General features: G+C 64.0%; 19 protein-coding genes and 1 tRNA gene. 12 read left to right on the top strand and 8 right to left on the bottom strand.

Annotation, left to right across the window (positions count from 1 at the left end):
* Positions 1–64: 64 nt before the first annotated feature.
* From ACP15I_RS08825 to glnT, 5 genes are all read left to right on the top strand, one after another.
* Positions 65–691 (top strand): helix-turn-helix domain-containing protein, encoded by a 627-nt coding sequence (locus tag ACP15I_RS08825; protein WP_424974767.1) that lies wholly within the window; start codon positions 65–67, stop codon positions 689–691.
* Between the two features lie 114 nt (positions 692–805).
* Positions 806–1,702: a class II glutamine amidotransferase gene (locus ACP15I_RS08820; protein WP_424975033.1), complete on the top strand. Its 897-nt coding sequence runs from the start codon at positions 806–808 to the stop codon at positions 1,700–1,702.
* 1 nt (position 1,703) lies between these two features.
* Complete coding sequence (locus ACP15I_RS08815; RefSeq protein ID WP_424974766.1) at positions 1,704–2,381, top strand: protein GlxC; 678 nt, start codon at positions 1,704–1,706, stop codon at positions 2,379–2,381.
* Between the two features lie 10 nt (positions 2,382–2,391).
* Positions 2,392–3,738 carry an FMN-binding glutamate synthase family protein gene (locus tag ACP15I_RS08810; RefSeq protein ID WP_424974765.1) on the top strand — a complete coding sequence of 449 codons (1,347 nt, stop codon included), beginning with the start codon at positions 2,392–2,394 and terminating at the stop codon, positions 3,736–3,738.
* A 75-nt stretch (positions 3,739–3,813) separates the two neighbouring features.
* Positions 3,814–5,142 carry a type III glutamate--ammonia ligase gene (glnT, locus tag ACP15I_RS08805; protein WP_424974764.1) on the top strand — a complete coding sequence of 443 codons (1,329 nt, stop codon included), beginning with the start codon at positions 3,814–3,816 and terminating at the stop codon, positions 5,140–5,142.
* A 254-nt stretch (positions 5,143–5,396) separates the two neighbouring features.
* Here the strand turns inward: glnT and ACP15I_RS08800 are convergent.
* Positions 5,397–5,472: transfer RNA gene (locus tag ACP15I_RS08800), tRNA-Thr, on the bottom strand.
* 594 nt (positions 5,473–6,066) lie between these two features.
* Between ACP15I_RS08800 and pufB the strand changes: the two genes are divergently transcribed.
* From pufB to ACP15I_RS08780, 4 genes are all read left to right on the top strand, one after another.
* Complete coding sequence (gene pufB, locus ACP15I_RS08795) at positions 6,067–6,222, top strand: light-harvesting antenna LH1, beta subunit (RefSeq protein ID WP_424966228.1); 156 nt, start codon at positions 6,067–6,069, stop codon at positions 6,220–6,222.
* A 12-nt stretch (positions 6,223–6,234) separates the two neighbouring features.
* Complete coding sequence (locus tag ACP15I_RS08790; RefSeq protein ID WP_424966227.1) at positions 6,235–6,567, top strand: light-harvesting protein; 333 nt, start codon at positions 6,235–6,237, stop codon at positions 6,565–6,567.
* A gap of 84 nt (positions 6,568–6,651) precedes the next feature.
* The gene (locus tag ACP15I_RS08785; protein WP_424974763.1) at positions 6,652–8,109 is read left to right on the top strand and encodes a PucC family protein; all 1,458 of its coding nucleotides are present in this window, start codon (positions 6,652–6,654) and stop codon (positions 8,107–8,109) included.
* Positions 8,106–9,128 carry a PucR family transcriptional regulator gene (locus ACP15I_RS08780; RefSeq protein WP_424974762.1) on the top strand — a complete coding sequence of 341 codons (1,023 nt, stop codon included), beginning with the start codon at positions 8,106–8,108 and terminating at the stop codon, positions 9,126–9,128. The genes ACP15I_RS08785 and ACP15I_RS08780 overlap by 4 nt, the downstream gene beginning before the upstream one ends.
* A gap of 77 nt (positions 9,129–9,205) precedes the next feature.
* Here ACP15I_RS08780 and ACP15I_RS08775 read toward each other — a convergent pair whose 3' ends face one another.
* The 3 genes from ACP15I_RS08775 to ACP15I_RS08765 form a co-directional block, all read right to left on the bottom strand.
* The gene (locus ACP15I_RS08775; protein ID WP_424974761.1) at positions 9,206–10,996 is read right to left on the bottom strand and encodes a PHA/PHB synthase family protein; all 1,791 of its coding nucleotides are present in this window, start codon (positions 10,994–10,996) and stop codon (positions 9,206–9,208) included.
* A gap of 74 nt (positions 10,997–11,070) precedes the next feature.
* Positions 11,071–12,255, bottom strand: a complete 1,185-nt coding sequence (locus ACP15I_RS08770) for an acetyl-CoA C-acyltransferase family protein (RefSeq protein ID WP_424974760.1) — start codon at positions 12,253–12,255, stop codon at positions 11,071–11,073.
* A 22-nt stretch (positions 12,256–12,277) separates the two neighbouring features.
* Positions 12,278–14,173, bottom strand: a complete 1,896-nt coding sequence (locus tag ACP15I_RS08765; protein WP_424974759.1) for a propionyl-CoA synthetase — start codon at positions 14,171–14,173, stop codon at positions 12,278–12,280.
* A 288-nt stretch (positions 14,174–14,461) separates the two neighbouring features.
* On the opposite strand from ACP15I_RS08765, the gene ACP15I_RS08760 reads away from it, so the two are divergent.
* On the top strand, positions 14,462–15,886 hold the full coding sequence (locus ACP15I_RS08760) for a helix-turn-helix domain-containing protein (RefSeq protein ID WP_424966221.1): 1,425 nt from the start codon (positions 14,462–14,464) through the stop codon (positions 15,884–15,886).
* A 193-nt stretch (positions 15,887–16,079) separates the two neighbouring features.
* Here the strand turns inward: ACP15I_RS08760 and ACP15I_RS08755 are convergent, their stop codons facing one another.
* Positions 16,080–16,790, bottom strand: a complete 711-nt coding sequence (locus ACP15I_RS08755) for a dimethylsulfonioproprionate lyase family protein (RefSeq protein WP_424966568.1) — start codon at positions 16,788–16,790, stop codon at positions 16,080–16,082.
* Positions 16,791–17,192: 402 nt separating this feature from the next.
* Here ACP15I_RS08755 and ACP15I_RS08750 point away from each other — a divergent pair, with 402 nt between their 5' ends.
* Positions 17,193–18,848 (top strand): glycosyltransferase domain-containing protein, encoded by a 1,656-nt coding sequence (locus ACP15I_RS08750; RefSeq protein WP_424974758.1) that lies wholly within the window; start codon positions 17,193–17,195, stop codon positions 18,846–18,848.
* Positions 18,845–20,170, top strand: a complete 1,326-nt coding sequence (locus tag ACP15I_RS08745) for a glycosyltransferase family 2 protein (RefSeq protein ID WP_424974757.1) — start codon at positions 18,845–18,847, stop codon at positions 20,168–20,170. Before ACP15I_RS08750 ends, ACP15I_RS08745 begins: the two co-directional genes overlap by 4 nt.
* 18 nt (positions 20,171–20,188) lie before the next feature.
* Here ACP15I_RS08745 and ACP15I_RS08740 read toward each other — a convergent pair whose 3' ends face one another.
* The 3 genes from ACP15I_RS08740 to ACP15I_RS08730 form a co-directional block, all read right to left on the bottom strand.
* On the bottom strand, positions 20,189–21,010 hold the full coding sequence (locus tag ACP15I_RS08740; protein WP_424974756.1) for a sulfotransferase family protein: 822 nt from the start codon (positions 21,008–21,010) through the stop codon (positions 20,189–20,191).
* Positions 21,011–21,137: 127 nt separating this feature from the next.
* Positions 21,138–21,719, bottom strand: coding sequence for a sulfotransferase family 2 domain-containing protein (locus tag ACP15I_RS08735; protein ID WP_424974755.1), 582 nt, complete (start codon positions 21,717–21,719; stop codon positions 21,138–21,140).
* A 295-nt stretch (positions 21,720–22,014) separates the two neighbouring features.
* On the bottom strand, positions 22,015–23,007 hold the full coding sequence (locus ACP15I_RS08730) for an SIS domain-containing protein (RefSeq protein WP_424974754.1): 993 nt from the start codon (positions 23,005–23,007) through the stop codon (positions 22,015–22,017).
* Positions 23,008–23,037 lie beyond the last annotated feature (30 nt).

Raw genomic sequence — 23,037 nt, 5'->3', positions numbered from 1 at the left:
AAGAAACTCTGAAGCCCTGTGCGGGCCCCCTGCCCCGGCGCGCACCCCAGTGATGGAGACACCGATGGTCGTCAAACTGAGTCAGGACCCCCATTCCGTTCAGGCCGGGCGCGAGAGCGTGCTGGAGGTCGCGATCGGGCGCGAGGTCCGGGCCTTTCGCAAGCAGCACGGCATCACGGTCGCCGAACTGTCGGACCTGACCGGGCTCTCCATCGGGATGCTGTCCAAGATCGAGAACGGCAATACCTCGCCCTCGCTCTCGACCCTGCAATCGCTGGCCAATGCGCTGTCGGTGCCGCTCACCGCGTTCTTTCGGCAATACGAAGAGCGGCGCGAGGCTGTGCATACCAAGGCGGGCAAGGGCGTCGAGATCGCGCGCGAGGGCACGCGGGCGGGGCATCAATACAACCTGCTGGGCCATATCGGCAGCAATGCGAGCGGCGTGATTGTCGAACCCTACCTGATCGAGCTGACCGCGGAATCCGACACGTTCGACACGTTCCAGCATGGCGGGCTCGAGACGATCTACATGCTCAGCGGTGCGGTGGATTACCGGCATGGGGCCGAGGTCTTTCCCCTGCGCCCGGGCGATACGCTGTTCTTCGATGCGGATGCCCCGCACGGGCCGGAAACACTGGTGGACCTGCCCGCGCGCTACATCTCGATCATCAGCTATCCGCAGGGGCGGTGATCGTTCGAGACGCCGAAAATATTCCTGTGGTGAAATTTTTATTCTTCATGGTTGTGAATCGCCAGGGGGGAATGCTACCGTCCGCCCAAACCCCAGATCATGGAGAACGTGCGGATGTGCGGGATCGTCGGCCTATTTCTGAAGGACAAATCGCTGGAGCCTGCACTGGGCGCCATGCTCACGGACATGCTGGTCACCATGACCGATCGCGGTCCGGACAGTGCGGGCCTTGCGCTTTATGGCGATGAGCAGAGCGGAGTGTCGAAGCTGACGATCCAGTCCGATCACCCCGAGACGGTGTTTGACGGGCTGGCCGACACGCTCACGGCTGCGATCGGTGCCCCCGTTACGCTGGACCAGAAGGACACCCATGCAGTGCTGGAGGTGCCCACCGCGCAGGTCGAGGCGACCCGCGCCGCGCTGGAGGCCCATGACCCCGCAATCCGCGTGATGAGCGTTGGCGACATCATCGAGATCTACAAGGAAGTGGGCCTGCCCAAGGACGTCGCCGCACGGTTCAGCATTTCCGAGATGTCCGGCACCCATGGTATCGGCCACACCCGCATGGCCACGGAATCCGCCGTCACCACCATGGGCGCGCATCCGTTCAATACCGGGTCCGACCAATGCCTTGTCCACAACGGCTCTCTGTCGAACCACAACTCCCTGCGCCGCAAGCTGAAACGCGAGGGCGTGCGCATCGAGACCGAGAATGACAGCGAGGTGGCCGCCGCCTACCTGACCTGGAAAATGCAGAACGGCGCGACCCTCGGGGATGCGCTGGAAAGCTCGCTAGAGGATCTGGACGGGTTTTTCACCTTCGTGGTGGGCACCAAGGACGGGTTCGGCGTGGTCCGCGATCCGATTGCCTGCAAACCGGCAGTCATGGCCGAAACCGACCAGTATGTCGCCTTCGGCTCCGAATACCGCGCGCTGGTGAACCTGCCCGGGATCGACACCGCCCGCGTCTGGGAGCCCGAGCCCGCCACCGTCTATTTCTGGAACCACTGAGATGCAGATCTTTGACCTTGAGGCGCAGGGATTGCGCGCCCTGAACGCCACGCTCCATGCGCAGGCCGAGACCACCAACCAGACCCAATGGGAGGTCGTGAACCCGCGCGGCAGTCACGCCATCGCGGTCGGTCTCGACGCCCCGATCGAGGTGAATGTCAAAGGCTCGACCGGCTATTACTGCGCCGGCATGAACAAGCAGGCGACCGTCCATGTCCATGGCTCCGCCGGGCCGGGCGTGGCCGAGAACATGATGAGCGGCACAGTCGTGATCGACGGCGATGCCAGCCAATATGCCGGGGCGACGGGCCATGGCGGCACGCTGGTGATCAAGGGCAATGCCTCGTCGCGCTGCGGGATCTCGATGAAGGGGATCGACATCGTGGTCCATGGCAATGTCGGGCATATGTCCGCCTTCATGGCGCAATCGGGCAACCTCGTGGTCTGCGGCGATGCGGGCGATGCGCTGGGGGATTCGATCTACGAGGCGCGCCTCTTCGTGCGCGGTTCCGTCAAATCGCTCGGCGCGGACTGCATCGAGAAGGAGATGCGTCCCGAACATCTCGAGATCCTGGCGGACCTGCTCGCGCGCGGGGGCTGCGATGCGAAACCCGAAGAGTTCAAACGCTACGGCTCGGCGCGCAAGCTCTACAACTTCCATATCGACAATGCCTATTGAGGACCCAGAGATGAAGGACATCAAGCAGGATGGTCCTCCGCGGACCGAACCGATCCAGTCGGCCACCTTCAGCCAGAGCATCAATGCCGAGATCCGGCGCGCGGCGGCCACGGGGATCTATGATGTGCGCGGCGGCGGGGCGAAGCGGAAGGTGCCGCATTTCGACGATCTGCTGTTTCTGGGCGCCTCGATCTCGCGCTACCCGCTGGAGGGCTACCGCGAGACCTGCGACACGCGGGTGACGCTGGGCACGCGCTTTGCGGCCAACCCCATCGAGCTGGACATCCCGATCACCATCGCGGGCATGTCCTTTGGCGCGCTGTCGGGCCCCGCGAAAGAGGCTCTGGGCCGGGGTGCGACCCTCGCGGGCACCTCGACCACCACCGGCGATGGCGGCATGACCCCGGAGGAGCGCGGGCATTCCGACAAGCTGGTCTACCAATACCTGCCCTCGCGCTACGGGATGAACCCGGATGACCTGCGCAAGGCCGATGCGATCGAGGTCGTGGTCGGGCAAGGCGCGAAACCGGGCGGGGGCGGCATGCTTCTGGGCCAGAAGATCTCCGACCGCGTGGCCGAGATGCGGAACCTGCCCAAGGGCATCGACCAGCGCTCGGCCTGTCGGCACCCGGATTGGACCGGCCCCGATGATCTGGAAATCAAGATCCTCGAGCTGCGCGAGATCACCTCGTGGAAGGTGCCGATCTATATCAAGGTCGGCGGCGCGCGGCCTTATTTCGACACGACGCTTGCGGTGAAGGCCGGGGCGGATGTGGTCGTGCTGGACGGGATGCAGGGGGGCACGGCCGCCACGCAGGATGTCTTCATCGAACATGTGGGCCAGCCGATCCTGGCCTGCATCCGCGAGGCGGTGCGGGCATTGCAGGATCTGGGCATGCACCGGGAGGTGCAGCTGGTGGTCTCGGGCGGTGTGCGCACCGGGGCGGATGTGGCCAAATGCATGGCACTCGGCGCGGATGCGGTGGCCATCGGCACGGCGGCCCTGATCGCGCTGGGGGATAATGACCCGCGCTGGGAGGATGACTACCAGCGGCTCGGCACCACTGCGGGCGCCTATGATGACTGGCATGAGGGCAATGACCCGGCGGGCATCACCACCCAGGACCCGGATCTGATATCCCGCCTCGACCCAGTCGAGGGCGGACGGCGGCTGAACAATTACCTCAAGGTGATGACGCTGGAGGCGCAGACCATCGCGCGGGCCTGCGGCAAGAGCCATCTGCACAATCTGGAACCCGAGGACCTCTGCGCCCTGACCATGGAGGCCGCAGCCATGGCGCGGATCCCCCTGGCTGGCACCGACTGGTATCCGGGCAAACCCGGGACCAGTTTCTGACCAGACCGAGCCGCCATGCCCCGCGCAGCGGTCGCCCCTTCATTTCGACCCAAACCGACAACAGGACAACGCCACATGACCATTGATCTCGCCACCTTCGCCAAGGACAACGGTGTCAATTACTTCATGATCTCTTTCACGGACCTGTTCGGCGGCCAACGGGCCAAGCTGGTGCCCGCGCAGGCCATCGCCGACATGCAGAAAGAAGGCGCGGGCTTTGCCGGGTTTGCCACCTGGCTCGACATGACCCCGGCCCATCCGGACATGCTGGCCGTGCCGGATGCCTCTTCGGTGATCCAGCTGCCCTGGAAGCCCGAAGTCGCCTGGGTCGCGAGCAATTGCGTCATGGAAGACGCGGATGTCGCCCAGGCCCCGCGCAACGTCCTGCGTCGCTTGATCGACGAGGCCGCCAGCGAGGGCCTGCATGTGAAGACCGGGGTGGAGGCGGAGTATTTCCTGCTGACCCCCGAGGGCACGCAGATCTCCGACCCGTTCGATACCGCCGAGAAGCCCTGCTACGATCAGCAGGCCGTGATGCGTCGCTATGACGTGGTGCGCGAGATCTGCGACTACATGCTCGATCTGGGCTGGGGGCCGTATCAGAACGACCATGAGGACGCGAATGGCCAGTTCGAGATGAACTGGGAGTTCGACGATGTGCTCAGGACAGCCGACAAGCACAGCTTCTTCAAGTTCATGACCAAGTCTGTCGCCGAGAAACACGGCTTCCGCGCAACCTTCATGCCCAAGCCCATCGAGGGCCTGACCGGCAATGGCTGTCACGCCCATATCTCGGTCTGGGACGCGCCCGGGGCGGATGCCAAGACCAATGTCTTTGCGGGCGAGGGCGAAGGGCAGACCGGCGAGGTGGGCCTGTCGGAGCGGGGCAAGCATTTCCTCGGCGGGATCATGAAACACGCCTCGGCGCTGGCGGCGATCACCAACCCGACGGTAAACAGTTACAAGCGGATCAACGCACCGCGCACGGTCTCCGGGGCGACATGGGCGCCGAATACGGTGACCTGGACCGGCAACAACCGCACCCATATGGTCCGTGTCCCCGGTCCGGGCCGGTTCGAGCTGCGCCTGCCCGACGGGGCGGCCAACCCTTATCTTCTGCAGGCGGTGATCATCGCGGCCGGTCTCGACGGGATCCGCAGCAAGGCCGATCCGGGCAAACGGCACGACATCGACATGTACGCCGAGGGCCACAAGGTCCGGGGCGCGCCCAAGCTGCCGCTGAACCTGCTCGACGCGCTGCGCGCCTATGACCGCGACAAGGGGCTCAAGGCCGCCATGGGCGAGGAATTCTCCAACGCGTACCTGAAGATGAAGATGCAGGAATGGAATTCCTATGTCTCCCACTTCTCGGAATGGGAGCGGGTGAACACGCTCGACATCTGACGCGGAGGGCATGGCGGGCGGCCCCCCCGTGTCCGCACCGTCCCATCCTGGCCCTGTCCCGTCGCAACCTCGTTGAGAACGGGTGCTGCCACCTTCGCGAAGATCCGGCAGCCCCAGATGGGGGTCCACACAGACCATCTCTGGACGCTCTACACCCTGCGGAACCCCGAGCGGAACGTGGTTTCGGCCAAGGCACTTGATACGGGTGGTCTGATGTATCGCAGCTCAGAACGGGGGAGGTTCGGGGAAGAAAGTGGTGCCGCTGAAGGGACTCGAACCCCCGACCCCATCATTACGAATGACGTGCTCTACCAGCTGAGCTACAGCGGCGCTTTTCTTCCTTTTTGCACCCCCGGAGGGCTGCTGTCCCGGGTCCGATGCGCCGTTTTCAGGGGCTTCCGGGCCACCGCTCAAGGCGAACGGGCGGGACAATGACGGGTCGTTTAGCCCCTCTGATGATCCCGTGCAAGACCTCTTGAAGCGTGGCCATGACTCAGGCTTTCCAGCCACGGGCCAGAGGCAGCGCTGCGCGGCAAAGCCCGGGACAGACACGGGGCCGCGCGCGTCTGTCAGTGGCCGGCCGATCAAATCTGCACTCAAGATTTGCAAAAAGCGATTCTCGCGCCATCTTGTGTATCACAGATGTGGGTTCAGGCCCGTCAGGCCCGCGCCACCGGGTGGAAAACAGACCGCGAGCACCGGCAAAGTTCTGAAACGCTTGAGCTTCTTGACCCTGGGTCGCCCCCTCGAAGCGTCGTATTGTAAATTCTTATTTACACTTGCAATGTCTATAAATCATGACACACTAAGCCTGCGGTCCGGAGAAGGACGTCTCGAGACCGTAAAGTTGCGTGGCATCATTGGTGCAATGCACTGCTGATCGTCATTGCGCTTCAAATGACGCCGCATTGAAGGAGGACCCATATGTCCGATGACCCCGATAAGGTCTGGCCCACAGGCCTGACCCTGAACGAAGCTGAAGAGGTGCACAGCTATCTGATTGATGGCACGCGTGTCTTCGGTGCAATCGCGCTGCTTGCGCATTTCCTGGTCGCGGCTTCGACGCCCTGGCTCGGATAACGGAGGACCGACATGAACAACGCAAAGATGTGGCTTGTCGTGCCTCCCGCCGTAGGCGTGCCCGTATTTCTCGGCGCCGTCGCACTCGGCTCCTTTTCTGTCCATGTTGCTGTTCTGAGCAACACCTCCTGGGTGTCTGACTTCCTGTCCGGCCAACCTCTGGGGACGGGCGATCAGGAAGAAGCCTCGGCGACGATGCTGAAAGATGTCGAGACCGCGAAGGCGTCCTATGTGATGCCCGCGCAGGATGGCGGCCAGCAGGTCCTCGTGATCATGCCGGACGGATCCACCACGACGGCGGTCCTCGCCAGCGCTGCACCTCCCGTGCATACGATGGAACACTGACGCGTCCTCTGACCGTCAAGACTGTCCTGAGATCTGCGGGCACCTGTCCGCAGGTCCCTTTTGACCCCCGAATATGAGTGGGTGATGCTGAATTACCGCGACTTCGCTTTACGCAAACTGGCCACAATCGGTCCGCGCTATCTGCCCTTTGCAGATGTCGCGACGGACGATCTGCCCCTGTCGCGGCTGCTCCGTCTCTCGTTGTTTCAGGTGACCGTCGGGATGGCGGTGGTGCTGCTGGTCGGCACCCTGAACCGCGTGATGATCGTCGAGCTTGGCGTTCCCGCGACCCTCGTGGCGGGGATGCTTGCGCTGCCCCTGCTCTTTGCGCCCTTCCGCACCCTGATCGGGTACAAGTCGGACACCCATGTCTCGGCCCTTGGCCTGCGCCGGGTGCCCTATATCTGGAAGGGCACGCTCTACCAGTTTGGCGGCTTCGCAATCCTGCCTTTCTCGCTGCTGGTGCTGTCTGGCTATGGCGAGGCGGTGGACGCCCCGCGCTGGATCGGGATGTCCGCGGCGGGCCTCGCCTTCCTGCTGGTGGGCGCGGGCATGCATATGGTCCAGACCGTGGGCCTCGCCCTGGCAACCGATCTGGTCGAGGAAGAAGACCAGCCCAAGGTGGTCGGCCTGATGTATGTCATGCTGCTCTTCGGGATGGTGGTGAGCGCGCTGATCTTCGGTGCGCTTCTTGAGAATTACACGCCCGGCCGTCTGATCCAGGTGATCCAGGGTGCCGCGGTGATCACGGTTTCGCTGAATATGTTCGCCATGTGGAAGCAGGAAGCCCGCGACCGCGTCCGTGCCCAAAAGATGGCCGTTGCCAAGCATGATCCGTTCCGCGTCGCCCTGGCCAAGCTGGTACAGGCCCCGGGCAAGATGCGCCTGCTGGTGGTGATTGCGCTCGGGACCTTCGGGTTCGGCGCGGCGGATGTGCTGCTGGAACCCTATGGCGGTCAGGCCCTCGGCTTTTCGGTGGCCGAGACCACGAAACTCACGGCCCTGCTCGCGGGCGGCACGCTGATCGGCTTCGGGATTGCCTCGCGCATCCTCGGCTCGGGCGGGGCACCGACCCGGCTGGGTCTGATCGGCGCCCTGATCGGGATCCCCGGATTTGCCGCGATCATCCTGTCCTCCATGGGCGGCGGGGCGCAGGTCTTTCTGGCGGGCACTCTGGCCTGCGGACTGGGCGCGGGGCTGTTCGGCCATGCCACCCTGACGGCGACCATGCGCATGGCGCGCAAGGACCAGATCGGCATGGCATTGGGCACCTGGGGGGCTGTTCAGGCCACCGCAGCCGGGCTCGGCATTGCCCTCGCGGGGATCGTCCGGGATGTGATCCTGGCCGGCGGCGGCGAGAGCGGAGCCGCGGTCCACACCCCCTATAACGCCGTTTTTCTCATCGAAATCGTTTTCCTTGGCCTTGCTTGCGCTACCTTACTCCCGTTGCTGGGTAAGGCGCGGTTTGCGCAGGGCCCTGACACCACGCGGTCCGCAAGGTCCGTATCGGACACACATTCCGAACAGGCGGAGGCATCATGACAAAAGTCATCACGCGGTATTTCGAAGACGCAAAGCAAGCGAAGGCGGCGGAGCGCAGGTTTCTCTCGCAGCGCTTTCCACGCAGCATTCTGCGGGTCTACACCGATGCCGACGGCCTGACCGACACGCTGACTGCGGCCCATGTGGAAAAGGCAACCGCCAAGGCCTATGAAAAGGCGCTGGCCAAGGGCGGCGCCGTTCTGATGGTCAATGCCGGGCACAAGCCGCTCGGCGTGGCCCAGATGACCCGGGACACGACTGCGGCCATGGGCGCCAAGGACATGGGCGATCTGGTGGAAGAGGTCTATGTCGCGGACAAGCCGGGCAAGTCGACCAGCGTTCTGACGGATCACCCGCTCTTCCTGACCCGCGAACGGGACCCTGACGAGACGAACCATTACATGGCGAACTGGCCGATCCCGCTGATCAGTCACCGCAAGCCCAAGGACGAGTTCGCCTTCCCGCGTCATGCGCGGATGGCCAATTTCCCGATCCCGCTGACCATTCGGATGAAGCCACGCGACGAGTTCGCCTTTCCGCGCCATGCCCGGATGGCCAACTTCCCGATCCCGCTGACCATTCGGCGCAAGCCCTCGGACAAGTTCCTGTTCCCGCGCCACGCACGGATGGCGAACTTCCCGCTGCCGCTGATCAGCAAGCGCAAGCCCTATACCGGCTCGCTGATCCCGCGCCACCAGCGCATGGCGAACTGGCCCTTCCCGCTTCTGATCAATGGCAAGACCGGGACCAATGCCCTGATACCGGGCGCGCCGCGCATGGCCAACTTCCCGATCCCGCTGATAAGCGACCGCAAACCTTTTACCGGCACGCTGATCCCCAGACATGGGCGCATGGCGAACTTCCCGATCTCGCTCCTGAGCAAGCGCAAGCCCTTCACAGGCTCGATCTTCTCGCGGCACAAGCGGATGGCGAACTTCCCGATCCCGCTGGTGAGCAAGCGCGAGGACCGGTTCTCGTTCTCCAAGATGCTGGGGATGCCGACTCTGATCAGCCGCTGATCCCACGCGAACCCGGATACGGAAAGAGGCGCCACGGCGCCTCTTTTTGCATCCAGCTGTGCGGTAGGTCCGGGCGCTCAATCCGCCGGGCGCGCGGTCACATAGCGGCCCGGTGCAGGCTCAATGGATTTGTACTTGCCCCGGGTCTTGGGTTTGCGGGCGGGCACTTGCTCTCCGTCATGCTGGGCGAGCCATTCGGTCCAGTGTGGCCACCACGACCCCTTGTGCTGCACGGCGGCGTCCAAAAACGCCTGCGGATCGACCGGATAGCCATCGCCCGTGCGGTAGCCGTATTTCATCCGCTCGTTGGGCGGGTTGATCACCCCGGCAATATGGCCGGAACCCCCGAGCACGAATTCCACCTCGCCACCGAACAGACCCGTCGCCGGATAGATCGAGGTCCAGGGCGCAATATGGTCGTCAATCGTCGCCAGCACGAAGACCGGCGTCTCGACCTTGCTGACATCGATCTTCTGCCCGTCCATCTCGAGCCCGCCGGGCTGGCGCAACTTGTTCTCGAGATAGACCTCCTTGAGATACCACAGCAGCATGGCCTTCGGCAGGCGCGTGCTGTCGGAGTTCCAGTAGAGCAGGTCAAACGGCCGGGGCTTGTTCCCTTGCAGGTAATTCGCCTCGTAGAAGGACCAGATCAGGTCATTCTCCCGCAGCATCGAGAACATATCCTGCAAGTGATGGGATTCGAGATATCCCTTCTCTTCCATATGCGCGCGGAGGATTTCGAGCCGCTCTTCGTCGATGAAGACCCCGATCTCGCCCACATCCTTGAAATCCACCATGGTCGCCAGCGTGGTCGCGGCATTGATCCGGTCATCGCCCTTGGCGGCGAGATAGCCGAGCATGGCGGTCACAAGGATCCCGCCGATGCAGAAGCCCAGAACATTGGCCTTCTCTTCGCCGGTGATGTCGCGGATCACATCCAGCGCCGTGAGCGGGCCGAGCTTCATGTAATCGCCGAAATCCAGATCCGCATGGGCCTTGGTCGGGTTCGCCCAGGAGATCACGAAGACCGAATGCCCCTGTTCCAGCGCATAGCGGATCAGGCTGTTCTTCGGCTGCATGTCCATGATGTAGAACTTGTTGATCCAAGCCGGAACGAACAGCATGGGGATCTTGTTCTGCGTCTCGGTGCGCGGGTGATACTGGATGAGCTGCATCAGCTCGTTCTCGAAGATCACCTCGCCCTCGGTCGTGGCCAGATCCACCCCGACCTCGAAGGCATGGGCGTCATTGGTCGCGATGTCGAGCCGACCTTCGCCACGCTCCAGATCGTCGAGCATGTTTTCCAGCCCGTCGAGCAGGCTGGTGCCCCCGGTCTCGAGCAGCTTGGACCGGGCCGCCGCGTTGGTGGCAAGGTAGTTCGCAGGCGAGAGCGCGCTGACCGCCTGACGGGTGTAGAAGTTCACCCGCATATCGTCGCGCCCCTCTTCGGTCATCGTGTCCAACAGGTCCGAGATCGACTTTTCCAACACGAGAAACGCGTCGCGATAGGCGCGCGACACCGGATCGTCATTCCAGTGGGAATCCGCGAAACGGCGATCCCGGATCGGCGCATCCTCCTCGCCCGGCGGCATCAGCATCGCGGTCCAGGCCTGGGCCATGCTCGTACCCATCTGGAGCTGCGCCGCCCAAAGCTCCTGCGGCTTGGTCAGCATCCGGGTCCAGACATTGGTATAGGCCTTGGCCAGGGTCGAGGCGTCCATCAGCGAGTATTCAGAGCCGTTCGCCTTGGCCATGGACAAGGCCTGCATCTGGGCGGCCACGGCCATGCTCCGCTGCGCGATCGACATCATCCGTGTCGTCACCTCGGGCAGGTTCGCACCCCCGGTCTCGGTGGTTACATCAGTCATGGCACTCTCCCCCCTGCTGCGCCGAACAATACACGCGTGGTCGCGGGGCGCCCTCTGGGGCACCCCGCAAGTCCTCAGCTTAGCCGTTCAAAGGCCAGCGCGATACCTTGGCCGCCACCGATGCACATGGTGACGAGGCCAAAGCGACCATCGATCCGCTCCAGCTCGTAGAGCGCCTTGATCGAAATGATGGCGCCCGTCGCCCCGATCGGGTGGCCCAGCGCAATCGCGCCGCCATTCGGGTTGACCTTGTCCGTATCGAGCCCGAGCCCCGCATTCACCGCGCAGGCCTGGGCGGCGAAGGCCTCGTTGCTCTCGATCACGTCGAACTGGTCGGCGGTCATGTCGATCTTCTTGAGCAGGTTGGTCACCGCCGGCACCGGGCCGATCCCCATGACCTCGTGGCGCACACCGGCCAAGGCATAGCCGAGCAGCCGCGCGCGCGGCTTGAGCCCCGCCGCCTCGGCCGCGTCTGCCGAAGCCAGCACCAGCGCGCCCGCCCCGTCATTGATCCCCGAGGCATTGCCCGCGGTCACGCTGCCATCCTTCTTGAAGGCCGGGCGCAGCTTGCCGAGGCTTTCCATGGTGGTCGACGCCTTGATGTGCTCGTCCGTGTCAAAGGCGACCATCTCGCGCCGGACCTTCACCTCGATGGGCAGGATCTGGCTCTTGAAATGCCCGGCCTCGACAGCGGCGGCGGCGCGGCGCTGGCTTTCGACCGCAAAGGCGTCCTGCTGGTCACGGCTGATCTGATGCTCGGCGGCGACATTCTCGGCGGTCACGCCCATATGGCCGACCCCGAACGGGTCATTGAGCGCGCCGATCATCATGTCGGTGAAGGCCACATCGCCCATCTTCTGACCCGTGCGGATCGACTGGGTCGCATGGGGGGAGCGGGACATGCTCTCGGCACCACCGGCCAGGGCGAACTCGGTGTCGCCCAGCATGATGTGCTGCGCGGCCGAGATGATGGCCTGAGCCCCCGACCCGCAGAGCCGGTTGACCGTCAAACCCGGCGCATCCTCGGACACGCCCGCATCCACGGCCGCCACCCGGCCCATATACATGTCCTTGGGCTCGGTATTGATCACATGGCCAAAGACCGAGGCGCCGATCTGCCCGGGCTCGACACCGGAACGGGCCATGGCCTCTTTCGAGACTGCGGTGGCCAGGGCCGTAGGGGCCGTGCCCGCCAGTGCTCCACCAAAGGTTCCGATGGCCGTGCGGGCCCCGTCCAGAATAACAACATCTTTCGTCATAGCTTTTTCCTCACTCCTGAAATCAATCGACCGGGTGCCCGAGACCGGCAATCCGGTCCGAAATGACATCCAGAATCGCCGGGTCGTCGATGGTGGCAGGCATTTTCCACGGGGTGCCATTGGCGATGGACACCATCGTCCCGCGCAGGATCTTGCCCGAGCGGGTCTTGGGCAGACCGGTCACCACAAGGCAGGTCTTGAAGGCCGCAACCGGTCCGATCTCCTGCCGCACGAGGGCCACGCATTCCTTGGCGATGTCCGCCTCCGTGCGATCCGCCCCGGCGTTGAGACACACGAGGCCCAGCGGCGCCTGACCCTTGAGCTTGTCGCCAATGCCGATCACCGCGCATTCGGCGATGTCGGGATGGGCGGCCAGCACCTCTTCCATGCCACCGGTGGACAGGCGGTGCCCGGCCACGTTTATGACATCATCGGTGCGCGCCATGATGTAGAGGTATCCGTCCTCATCCATCATCCCCGCATCGCCGGTCTCGTAATAGCCCGGGAAGGCGTGCAGGTAGCTGCTCTCGTAGCGCGCATCGGCGTTCCAGAGCGTGGGAAGGGTCCCTGGGGGCAGGGGGAGCTTGACGGTGATTGCCCCCAGGGTGCCCGGACCGACGGGGTGTCCCGCGTCGTCCAGGATCTCAATGCTATAGCCCGGCATCGGCACGGCCGGAGAGCCCGGCTTCACCGGGAGCTCTTCGATGCCGAGCGGGTTCGCGGCGATGGCCCAACCGGTCTCGGTCTGCCACCAATGGTCGATCACCGGCTTTTCCAGATGGGTCTGGGCCCAGGCGATCGTGTCGGGATCTGCGCGCTCCCCGGCGAGGAACAGGGCCTGCAGCCCGCTCAGGTCGTATTTGCCGATATAGGAGCCTTCGGGGTCCTCGCGCTTGATGGCGCGCAGGGCGGTCGGCGCTGTGAACAGGACCTTGACGTCATGATCCTCGATCACCCGCCAGAAAGTGCCCGGATCCGGGGTGCCTACGGGCTTGCCCTCGAAGACAACTGTCGTACAGCCCGCGAGCAGCGGCCCGTAGCAGATATAGCTGTGCCCCACGACCCAGCCCACATCCGAGGCCGCCCAGAACACGTCGCCCGCCTCGACATTATAAAGGTTCTTCATCGTCCAGAGCAGCGCCACCATATGGCCGCCCGCATGGCGGACCACGCCTTTGGGCTGCCCGGTCGTGCCAGAGGTATAGAGGATATAGAGCGGGTCGGCCCCGCCCACCGGTGTGCAGCCCACCGGCTCGGCGCAGGCCACGCTATCGGCCCAGTCGAGATCGCGCCCGGCCTCCATGCTGGCCTCAAGCTGCGGACGCTGCAGGATCACCGTGAAGTTCGGCTTGTGCTCGGATTGCGAGATCGCCTCGTCGAGCAGGGGTTTGTAGGCGATGACCCGGCTGCCCTCGATCCCGCAGGAGGCGCTCAGAATGGCCTTGGGCGCGGCATCATTGATCCGCACGGCGAGCTCGTGGGCGGCAAACCCGCCGAACACCACCGAATGGATCGCACCGATCCGGGCGCAGGCCAGCATCGCCACGAGGGCCTCGGGCACCATGGGCATGTATATGATCACCCGGTCGCCCTTGCCCACACCGCGCGCCGCCAGCACACCGGCCAGCCGCGAGACATGCTCCAAGAGCTCGGCATAGGTGATGGTCGTCTTGCTGTCGGTGACCGGGCTGTCATGGATGATCGCGGGCTGATCGCCGCGCCCGGCCTCCACATGGCGGTCCACCGCGTTGTAGCAGGTATTGGCCTCGGCATCGGCAAACCACCGGTAGAACGGCGCAGCACTGTCATCGAGCACCTTGGCCGGCGGCACGCTCCACGACACCTCTTTCGCGGCCTCGGCCCAAAATGCCTCCGGATCGGCCTGCGATGCGCCGTAAACTTCAGAATACTTCCCCATAAAATCCCCCCTTCACGTCTAGGATCGCGCAGCCGGGACCGCCCGCGCTGTGTCTGGTCCGCGTGTCACCACGCGGCTGCGCTGGCCTCACCCTGCTCACCGTGCAGGATGCGGACATGCAGTGTCGTCGTCTTGGATCCCCCCTCGACCGCCTGGTCTGGCACCTTGGCGGCGCTCCATTGTCGATCTGTCCACAGGGGTAGGCGACCGGTCCGCTATGCGTCGATCCCTGAACGTGTTACGATGTACGAATACACAAATTGAAATGTGTGAAATGTGGAAATGTGAATGGCCGACGAACTGCGAAAAGTCTTTGCCGGAGCCCGCATCCGTCATCTCCGCCAGAGCCGCAAGCTCACTCAGGCGGAGTTTGCCAAGGAACTTGGGATCTCAACGAGCTACGTCAACCAGATCGAGAACAATCATCGCTCGCTTTCGGCCTCGGTCATCCTCGCGCTGTTTGATGTGTTCGATTTCGACCTGTCGGAACTGGCGCTGGACGAATCCGGCAAGGTCGCCGTGGATCTGGGCGAGATCCTGTCGGACCCGATCTTTGCCGATGACACGGTCCTGCCCCAGGAATTGAAGATCGCCGCCTCGAACACGCCGAACATGGTGCGCGCCTTTCTCGGGCTTTATCAGGTGTTCCAGCAGACCCGCGCGCAGCTGGGCCAGATCGACCACCGGCTGGCCGAGACCGAGGCCTCTGTCACCCCCCTGCCCTACGAGGAAGTGCGGGATTATTTCCACTACAAAGACAACTACATAGACGAGTTGGACCGCAAGGCGGAGGCCTTTGCCCGGATCCTCGACCACTCGGAAAACCAGCGCGCCACGCAATTGGCGGAATACCTTGCCGACACCCATGGCGTCCGGGTGCTGGAGACCAAGAAGGCCGCCGAGGCGGGCGCGATCCGGCGCTATGATCCGGCGACCAGAACCCTGCATCTGAGCGCGACATCGACGGCGGCGACAAACCTGTTTCAGATGGCCTATCAGCTCGCCCTGATCGAACAGCGCGGGTTGATCGAGGGCCTGCTCGACGATGCAGCCTTTCATTCCACCAGCGCGCGCGAGGTCTGTCGCATGACCCTCGCGAACTACTTTGCCGGGGCCGTGGTCCTGCCCTACGGGGATTTCCGCGCCGCCGCCGCCGAGATGCGCCATGATCTCGACCGGCTTGCCTTTCGCTTCGATGCCAGCCGCGAGCAGGTCTGCCACCGGCTCAGCATGTTGCAGCGCCCCGGCAACAAGGGCGTGCCGTTTTACTTTCTGCGGATCGACCGGGCCGGGAACATCACCAAACGCCACAGCGCCACGAGCCTGCATTTCACCCGGTTCGGCGGCTCCTGCCCGCTGTGGAATGTCCACCGGGCCTTTGAAAGCCAAGGCGAGATCCTGCGACAGCTCGCCGGAACCCCCGATGGGCGGCAATATCTGTGCCTCGCCTTCAGCAAGACGATCCGCAGCGGGGATTTCCACACCAGCTCGCGCAAATACGCGATCGGGCTGGGATGTGAGGCGAAATACGCGTCGCAACTCGTCTACGCGGATGATCTGGACGTCACGAATGTGGATCGGTTCGAGCCTATCGGCACGGGATGCCGGATCTGCGAGCGGGCCGATTGCAGCCATCGCTCCGTCCCGCCGCTGGCCCGCGAGATCGCAGTGGACCACCACTCGCGTCAGGCGGTGCCGTTCCGGATCGACTGACGCCTGGGCGGGTCCGCCGCGCCGGGCAAGCGCCGGAGGGCGGAAGTGACCGGCCATGTCCGCCCCGCCTCGAGCCATTCCGGGGGCAGAGATCCAACCAGATCGCCAAGACGCGGATGCAGACCGCACTTCGCAAGGACAACGTCCTGACCGGACCTCCGAACTGCCGTCCGACCGTCCCTGGTGCCGGACCCTAGATCCCCTGACGCATTCGCGCCTTGCGGGTCGAGCTCATCTTCATGCCCGGATCGCTCAGCCGCGTGGAAGGCCCGACCCAAGCATAGGCCAACAGGCACGGATCCAGATCCGCCGTGGTGATCCGATGTTCCTCGCCCGGACGGTTGAGAATCAACGACCCCGGCGCATGCACCGCCACGTCGTTCTCGGACCACGCCCCGGCGATGGAGATATAGCTCTCCTCGATCTCGGCATGGCTGTGCTGCGGATAGGTGGTGCGCGGCGCGAACAGAACGAAACCCAGCACCAGCCGGTCAGACTGCACCGGGCCACGGGGGCCCAGCACCTCGCAATAGGCGTATTTCCGGACCAGCGTCCGGGGCACCTTGGTATAGCCATATTCCCATGTCAGCGCGCCCGAGACCCGCTCCAGCGCGCGCGCCATGCCCGAGACCGCGCCCCGTTCCCCCAGATCCAGCGCCCGGGCGAGATGGGCCGTGACCGGCTTGACCTCTGGCGCGCGCATCACCAGCGCGGGGTTGCCATCGATGGTCTTGGACAGCGTGTCCCGCACCCGCTTGCGATGGCCACGGATCAGCTTGCTGCCCCCGGCGGACCCATGACGGTAGAGCCCGTCAAATTCCCGCAGCAGGTACAGCCAGTCAGGGTGATCGAAGAGCTTCGGCGCAGGGGCCTCGGTCTCGGAGAGCGGGGGGGTGTCCATCATCATCTCGGGTCTCGTATCAGGCACATCCGGTTTGGCCGAGCTATGCCCGACCTGCGTTCGCGCTTCGTCGCAATCCGCGCCATTTCCCATGTCGCAAACGACATATGGGCGACATCCGCGCGCGATGCACCCCCTTGTCTGACCCGGACCCCGCATCCGGCGCAACCCGGGCACGCCCCTGTCACGCACCGCGCGGATCCGCCTGTGGCTCTGGGCGAACACTTCGCCCCGGAGCGCCCAGGGATTGGGCAAACCAACTTGCAAAATCACGTGATCTCGGGCACCACCAACCCATTCCTGCCACCCAGGCGTCGCGCGTCGAACGCCGCAACATGTGGGGCTTTCTTGCTTTACCCTGACGACGAATTTGAGAGCGATCCGGGTGTCGACGTCGCCAGCCTGTTGACACAGGATGCACGGGACACGGTCGAGATCTTCTTTGACGAGGCTCATTACTTTGACACCAACACCGATGTGCAGGATGCCGGGATCGAGGGGTTTGGCCACTTCCTGACCAACGGGTTTGCCGAGGGTCGCGCACCTTCGCGACTGGTCGAGATGGGGTTCCTGAAATTTCTCGTCTCGCAGGAGGAGCATCCGCTCGAAGAGATTCCCGAGACCATCGATGCCTTCGCCGAGATGCTCGAGGACTGGCCGTCCGATACGGTGTTCGGGCCTGCGCCGCTTCTCTGTCCGCAATGGCTCAAGATGCAACTTGGCCTGACCGAGGAGCTCAGCCTTGCAGAGCTTCTGGCGACGGAGGCCCCGGTGGGACAGATTTCGCTGCATCCCGGGTTCAGCGCGATCACGGTGACCGAGGCTCAACCGCTGCACAGCCTGTTCAAGGGTCTCAGCGATGCGGATTACGAAGAGCTCTCGCTCATCGATCTGACACATTACATCTCGAACCACCGGGATCTCGCGCATCTGCGGGGCAAGACCAAGGCGGCCTTTGCCCATCTGTGGTCCAATGGCGCCTTCGAGAACCGGTTGAAGTATCTCGGCAACCGCCGCCCGTCCAACGCGGCGATGGAGATGGTCTACCTGACCCAATGCGCGACGGTGTACCGGACCCATATGTCCCGCAGCTCGCTTCTGTCACCGCAAAACCCGACCAGCCTGCTGCCCCAGACGTTGAAATTCGGGGCGGCGGATGACCCCTCCATCCTCGCCGTGCGCAAGGTCATGACCCGCGCCCATCCCAATGAGGACACGGATCTGAGCCTGGAGGGCTTTCTGCTGCTGCAGGAGGTGATGGCCAAGCGCGAGACGCTCGTGATTCCCGCGCTTGTGGACGAGGACGCGCCCGCCCCGACCCTTCGCCCCGTGGGTGCCGAGGCGATCCTCGATCGCGATCTTCTGTCCGGGGCGCATAAGGTCACCACAAAGCGTGTGGTCTATTGTGTCAATCTGGGCGGCTATGATGACCTGCCGATTCCGCCGGAGATGGAGGATTGCAGCTACTTCCTGATCACCGACGCGGCCGAGATCCCGGAAGGCAGCCCCTGGACCGTGGTCAGCCCGACCCTGCAGGAAACCGACATCAAGCGCCAATGCCTGTGGTACAAGACCCATCCCCACTGGCTCTTTCCGGACGCGGAGTTCGTCACCTGGATCGACAGCAATGTGGAGTGCAAGTCCTCTAGCGGGCAGATCCTGATCGCCCATGAGACCCTGTCGGAGATCGCCACCTTCCTGCATCCGGACCGCGATTGCGTCTATGAAGAGGCGCTGATGATCAAGAAGCTGAAGCTCGATCAGGCCCCGATCATCGAACGCGTGCTTGAGCAGATGAAGAAGGACGGTCTGCCCAAGCATTACGGGCTTTATGAAACCAATGTTCTGTTCTCCCGCAATCAGGATCTGGGCGTGCGCGCCTTTTTCGAGACCTGGTGGCGACGGATCTATCTGGGGTCGCGCCGGGATCAGATGTCCTTCACCTATTCCGCGTGGAAAGAGGGGATCGACATCACCCCGCTCGACGCGCGCTACTGCGCCAAGAACAGCCGCTTCTTCACGAAGCGCGCCCACAAGAACCTGACGGGACGATTTGTATGAGCACGCCTGCCGCCTCGCCCAATCTGGCTGACCTGTCCATTGTGATCCCCGTCTACGGCGCGCTGGAGGAAACGCTCGATTGCGTCACCTCGCTCTTGCAGAGCGATGCCGGGGGCTGCCCGATCTTCCTGATGGATGACGGGTCCGACTGGCATGTTCAGGACACCCTGCGCAGCCGATTCGCCGACGCACCGAATGTCACGCTGATCTCGCATTTCCGCAATCGCGGCTATACGCGCAACATCGCCATGGGCGTGGACCAGACCAACACAGAATATGTCTGCATCCTGAATTCCGACACGTTGCTGCCGGCGGTCTGGGCCGGGCCCCTCGTCGCCAAGCTCGAGAGTGATGCCTATCTCGCCGGGGTCGGCCCGCTGTCCAACGCGGCGAGCTTCCAGTCGGTGCCCGATCTCGTCGATCCCGAAACCGGCAAGTTTTCCGAGAATGACGGGCTGGGCTTTGATCCCGCAGAGCGCGAGACGGTCGCCGCCCTGCTGCACGAGCTTGGCAAGGGGGTCTGCGTGGATGTGCCGATCCTGAACGGGTTCTGCACGGTGTTCCGCCGCAGCGCACTGGACGCCATCGGCGGGTTCGACACTCAGGGCTACCCCGAAGGCTATGGCGAAGAGAACGACCTGTGCATCCGGCTGAAGGCCGAAGGCTATCGCCTCTGCGTGCTGCTCGACTGCTTTGTCCACCACCAGAAAAGCAAATCCTTCGGCTCCGCCCGCAAGGAGACGCTGTCGGCCCGGGGTGCGCGCACGCTTGCCAAGAAATTCGGGCCCGAGCTGGTCCCGAGCCTGAGCAAGCAGATGGGCGCGTCCCTGCCCCTGAACAACATCCGCGCACTGGTCAAGGCCGCGCTCGACACCGGGACGACCCCGCAGGTCGAAGGGATCGCGCCCGATGCCGGCGCGGTGTCCCTTCCGGCGGCGGACGGGACGCGGACCTGCCTCGCGCTGCAGGGCGGTGGGACCTATCGCATCTCGGCCACGGGGCTGAGCGCGACCCCCAATGCGGGCGATCTGCCGGGGATCACGGTTTCGGCCACGCCGGACGCGCTGCACGTCAGCCTGCCGGAGAGCAGCGCCCTGACCCTTGTGGGCGGCGCCCCCGTGCACAGCGCCTTGCGCGCGCTGAGCCAAGCCTCGTTGCTGCAAACGCTCTACGTGACCGGCTGGGAAATCCCCGCGGGACCGCCCGCCGCCGAGACCGACGAGGACAGCGACGCAGCGCCGGTCGCCCCCTGGCCCGAAGCCTGGGCCATGCCCGAGGACACGGACAAGCTGTCCTTCTCGCGGCTCTGGCTGTCGAACTGACCCGGCGGGGAGCGGCGCTTAGCTGCGCGGCTCCCAACCCAGTGGCGTGCCGAAAATCTCGGTCTCGCAAAAAGCGATGTCCTCGGCATAGACCTCATAAAGCTCCGCGATCGCGCTGTCGGGAATTCTGAGCCCGGGCAGGGACTCGCGGTCATCCAGGTTCAGGTCGGGATAGCGCTTGTGGATCCGGTTGTGCAGCTCGCCAACAACGGTGATCGCATCGCCGACCTTCTTGTACTTTAGTCCACGATTGAATTGCGTGCCCTGCTCCTCGAAAATGTGCGGTTCCAATCCGAGAAAAGCATAGGCCGCCTGAGCGACGCTTTGACCGTCGGTCTTTATGTTATCAAACTGCTCAACGAAAAAATATTCGCGGCCGTAAACTGCACGCCAATCAAGCCAGTGTTGTTTGTAATGGCCAATTTGCTCAATATCGCCCACAGCGGCGCGAAAATTATCCATGAAAGACTTGGTCAGGTCGAGACGCCCATGTCGGAGGTGGTGCCAATAGGCAGAGATCGCCCTCTCCACAGGGTTCCGTAGCGCAAGAAAAAAGCGCACGTCATTTCCCAACCGGTGTTTGATACGCTGCGGTATGACAACGCGCTTTCGACTTGTCCAAAAGTAGCCCGGCGTGCTCTCGCCGCGATAGGCTAAAGACGAACCATCAGCGAAGTTCTCCAAGTACTTAGTGAACCCATCGTCCGTGTGGTCACCCTGATCGAAGTATTGCAACTCCTTGGTCTCGGACATGAAGATGTCGGGATGATCCCCCAGCATTGCGTGGAACCATGTGGAGCCAGCTTTCTGCGCGCCGATGACGATGATATTGGGTTTCATGAAATGCGCTGTCTCCGTTGGTCATGTCTGCCACAAAGGGTAAAGGAAGTCGCTGTCACGTCCAACCGGCTTGCCCGGCCAGAGCCGTCCGGATCGGAACGGGCTGGCGCGGATGCCCGGACAGTCTTCAGGGATAGATGGTGATGCCGGGCTCGCCGGGCTTGTCGAAAGAATAGCCGAGGTTTTCGATGTCATCGGCCATCAGGGCGGCGAACACCTCCTGCTCCTCGGGGCCGAAGGCGGCCTGATAGGTGGGCCGGTCTTTCAGCGCGTTGACCTTGGGCAGGGTCTTCTTTTCGAGATCCAGAAGCTCGCAGAGGCGGTCGAACCCGGTCTGGAGGTCCTCGAAACTGATCAGCATATCCACCGCCCAGCGCCCATCCGAATATTTGAGCGCCCCAACCTGGCTACGCGTCAAGTGCCGGTAATCATGGCCCTTCACTGGCGGATTGCGCAACGTGTCGAGCAGGGAATTCTCCTTGGTGGACTCGCAGTATTTCCAGCCGGAGATGAACCGATCCCAGGGGTTTCTGACGATGGCTAGCTTGAGGTACTTCGCCAGCTTTTGCTCATGCCAGTCATCTTTGTATACACCATTCTGGTACTTTGCCTTGTCCTCCGGTGGGAGCTCGCCCAGGAACTTGTACGCGGTCGAACCGGCACATTTACGTTGATGTATGAATACCAGATTATGTTCTTCATACAGCATAGCGAAACTCCAAGCTTAGATCGTATCCGAGGCGGCGCGACCCGCTCCGAGCATCGGCAGATCCCGTGGTGGCCACGTGGTGATCTGCTGCTGCATCGGGGTGTTTCGACGGCGCGTCAAGGGCATCTGGTGGGTACATCATTCGGTAAGGCGCGCGAATTGGCGCCACGTCTGGACCATGGCATGAAGCCATTTGCTGGTAAACAGCTACAATGTACCAGCCCTGTATCCGGCCTGCGACCGCGCAGGTCCGCACGCGGATTGATGCCTTGGATGCACATGGCGGGGGGCCCGCTCAATGTGTGCGGGTGACCTTCGCGAGGAACTGGGGGCGGTCCGGGTTGCGGCCCAGCCTGCGCGTCGCCGCCTCCAGCGCGCGGTAGACCGGCGGGAGCTGGATCAACGGGTCGACCAGCGGATGGAGCAGGGGCGCCTCGGGCACCCGGTAGCAGCGCGCGCCCTGTTGCGCGAGCCGGTCGAGCACGGCTCCGCCCTCTGGCTGCACAAGGCCGATCACCCCGAACCCCTCCACCGCGATGGCCGCCGGACCATGGAGGACTTCGGCCTCGGAATAGGCCGTGGCATGCCGCCCGCAGAGCTCCATCGCCTTCAGCGCGATTTCCGCCGCCACACCGGCCGCCGCAGCCCGACCCAGCACAAAAAGACCCGCACTGTCGCACAGGACCGCCTCCAGCGCCGGATCCACACCCGTGCCCATCCGCAACGCCTCCGGAGCCCGGGTCAGCGCATCGGCCAGCGCCGCGTCGTCGGCCCAGTGGGCCACGAGCCAGAGCCCGGCCAGGGCGGAGTTCACGAAGCTCTTGGTGGCCGCCACCGCCTGTTCGGGTCCGGCGGCCATATCGAGACCATGGGCCGCCGCCTCGGCCAACGGGCTGCCGGGCGTGTTTGTCACGGCAAGGGTCAGCGCGCCCATACCCCGGGCCGCCGCCATCGCCGCGCTCAGATCCGGGCTTTGCCCTGATTGGCTGATCCCGAGCACGGCGCGCGGCCGACCACTGGCCACTGCCTCCGGCAGGCCCCCCGGCGCGAGGGGTTCCAGCGCGACCGGCAGGCCGAGGCACCGCCAGAGCGCATGGCCGATCACCGCCCCCGCATGGCGCGAGGACCCGTGGGCGATCAGCGAGATTGAGGTCGGCTCTGCGGCGCGCAGGGTTCCGGCCAGCGCCTGCAGGGATGCCTGCGCATCGGCCCCGGTCAGGCGCGCGGCTGCCTCCGGGATCTCGGCAATCTCCCGCGCCATCCAGCTTTGCGTGTCGGGGGATGTCATGGGCGCGATGCCCCTCGGGCGTGGTCTGCC

This window comes from Dinoroseobacter sp. S124A (assembly GCF_049801015.1).
Taxonomy (GTDB): domain Bacteria; phylum Pseudomonadota; class Alphaproteobacteria; order Rhodobacterales; family Rhodobacteraceae; genus Dinoroseobacter.
This window is presented reverse-complemented; position numbering and strand designations above follow the sequence as displayed.